The sequence below is a fragment of the uncultured Neisseria sp. genome (assembly GCF_951230505.1).
Classification (GTDB): Bacteria; Pseudomonadota; Gammaproteobacteria; order Burkholderiales; family Neisseriaceae; genus Neisseria.
This window is the reverse complement of record NZ_CATNVN010000196.1, coordinates 1-2,819: the sequence shown is the minus strand read 5'-3', so window position 1 is coordinate 2,819 and position 2,819 is coordinate 1. Positions and strand designations below refer to the sequence as shown.

Here is a 2,819-nt window from a genome sequence, read left to right as displayed (position 1 = left end):
GCGTCAGCAGCGAAGAACCGAACTATACGCCTACCAACAAAACCAGTCAACACCCAATTTCAAAAAAATTAAAAAATTTTCACAACTATCTGTATTTAAATAATTTAAAATTTATTGGATTTTATCGTTCGATAGATAAAACAGATATCCTAAGATAAATAGTCCTGCAGCTTTGCTCTTATTTGCCACATTCAACACTCTATATCTCTATATTACTGGCGCTTTAGCCCCATCTACTCTTACAATCTCTACTTTCTCCAATAAAACAATCATAAATTTAGAAATAGTCCCTATTATGAGTAACGAAAAGATCCAACAAAAATTTGAACAAGCATATCACTCTTTTATTGAAGAGGAAAATTACGAGGAAGCGCTAAAATGTGCCGAGATTCTTTGCCTTCTCAATCCCCAATCTGTCGAATTTCATCATAAAGTTGCTTATGCCTATCTGAAGCAATTGAAATGGGAAAAAGCCATTGAGGCTGAAATGAAAACGCTAGAGCTGGATAGTACCTATATTCCTGCTTTGGATTTACTTGCCCATGCTTACGGCGCTCTAGATAATTGGGAAAAAACTGGGTTTTACGGTCATCAGGCTTTGGTTCTAAAAGACAAAGCCATCCCAGACCTAGAACATGAAATCATTCCGACACCCGCTCCAAAAAACGGCAAACGGATTATCTCCTTTTCTTTATTTGGCAATAATTCCAAATATATTGAGCCTGCCGTCTTAAATACCCAGCTTGCTCCTGTACTTTTTCCCGGTTGGACATGTCGTTTTTATGTCGACGATTCTGTATCGGCTGAAGCTATTCAACGATTTAGAAATAACGGTGCCGAAGTGATCAAGGTTGGCGCACCGTTGGACAACTGGCCGGGTACGATGTGGCGCTTTCTTGCCATCAATGATCCCGAGGCTGAATACGTTATTTTCCGTGATGCAGATTCTATTATTTGCTATCGTGATGCTGCAGCCGTATCCGAATGGATAAAAAGTGGCACACTATTCCACACTATTCGCGACTCAGGCTCGCATACTGCCCTAATTCTTGCGGGTATGTGGGGCGCTAAAGCGGGCGCAGTCCCAGATATGCAGGAAAGGATTCAAAACTTTGTCGACAAGGGCTATCCTTCCAGACATTTTGCCGACCAAGATTTTCTAGAAAAAGAATTGTGGGCCTATATCCGTCAGAACCTGTTTGCACATGACAGATTATTTGATTTCTGTAATGCACACGAAATTCCCGGCGAGTTCTACTCTAATTATCAAATCGCTTTCAGCGAAGGGGTTACCAGCTTTAACGCAACGACTGATTATGAAGACGGCAGTCTGGCAAGATGGACGCTGTACTCCAGTGCTTCACCTTTGGTCAATCCGGACTACTCGCTCAATGTTGTTCCTGAATTTAAAGTCTGCAGTTATGTGACTGAAGTGAAAAACGGGGTGGTTTCAGCATTTTTGCCGAAGAGATATGGCAATGCGATTAAAGCCAAACTAGCCAGAATCAACATCGAACAAATTTAATTTGATTTGATTCCTAATATATCTCATTTAATGAACCCGTTATTTATGAGCAAACACATTCTCCTCGGCATTACCGGCGGTATTGCGGCGTATAAATCTTGCGAACTAGTCAGACTGCTGAAAAAGCAAGGACATTCTGTATCAGTGGTGATGACGGATTCTGCGACAGAATTTGTCTCCCCACTGACTTTCCAAGCTTTAACCGGCAATCCCGTTTTATCGGATACCTATTCAGGTGCTTCCAACAATGGCATGGCGCACATCAATCTGACGCGCGAAGCCGATGCATTTCTTATTGCGCCTGCGACTGCCAATACGATTGCCAAAATTGCCAACGGATTAGCAGACAACCTGCTGACTACTTTGGCTGCAGCCAGAAAATGTCCTTTGGCTGTTGCGCCTGCAATGAATGTCGAAATGTGGAACAACCCTGCCAATCTGCGCAATATTGAGCAGCTGGTTTCAGACGGCATTACCGTGTTTTACCCAAACAGTGGCGAACAGGCTTGCGGCGAAACAGGCACTGGCAGAATGGTCGAAGCGGTCGATCTGGCAGATTTGCTAGAGGATTTATGGACACCCAAGCTGCTGAGCGGCAAAAAAGTTCTGATTACAGCCGGCGCAACGTTTGAAGCCATCGATCCTGTTCGCGGCATTACCAATATTTCCAGCGGACAAATGAGCATGGCTTTAGCGCGTGCGTGCCGTGCTGCCGGAGCGAAAGTCACGCTGATTTACGGTCAAATTCAGACGGCCCTGCCGGCAGGCTTGGCTCATTCCGAACAGGCTGTCAGCGCAGAAACCATGTATCAGGCAGTTCACCGCCATATCCATGATCAGGATGTCTTTATTTCTGTTGCAGCCGTTGCAGACTATAAAGTCAAAAACAGCAGCAACGAGAAACTAAAGAAAAACGGCAATCAGCCTCCAATTATCGAACTGACGGAAAATCCGGATATTCTCGCATCCGTTGCCGCCCTGCCTTCTCCACCATTCTGCGTCGGCTTTGCTGCCGAAAGCCATCAAGTCTTGGAATTTGCTCGGGCAAAACGTTTGCGCAAAAACGTACCGATGCTGGTGGCCAACCAAGTTTCCGTTTCCATGGGTAAGCCAACCAATCAAATCACCATTATTGATGACCTTGCCGAAACCTCATTTCCAGAAACATCCAAACGCCAAGCAGCAGATGAAATCGTCAAACGCCTGGCTGAATTGTTGGCTTAATCAAACAAAAGGCCGTCTGAAAATTTTTCAGACGGCCTTTTGTTTGATCACAGTAATTCACAAACCAAAT

The 2,819-nt window shown here is 44.3% G+C and carries 2 protein-coding genes; both read left to right on the top strand.

Annotated features, from left to right (window positions below):
- Positions 1-295 precede the first annotated feature (295 nt).
- Positions 296-1,525 (top strand): CDC27 family protein, encoded by a 1,230-nt coding sequence (locus tag Q1M25_RS09325; RefSeq protein WP_300484019.1) that lies wholly within the window; start codon positions 296-298, stop codon positions 1,523-1,525.
- 45 nt (positions 1,526-1,570) lie between these two features.
- Positions 1,571-2,749 carry a bifunctional phosphopantothenoylcysteine decarboxylase/phosphopantothenate--cysteine ligase CoaBC gene (gene coaBC / locus Q1M25_RS09320; protein ID WP_300484017.1) on the top strand — a complete coding sequence of 393 codons (1,179 nt, stop codon included), beginning with the start codon at positions 1,571-1,573 and terminating at the stop codon, positions 2,747-2,749.
- The last annotated feature ends 70 nt before the right edge of the window (positions 2,750-2,819 follow it).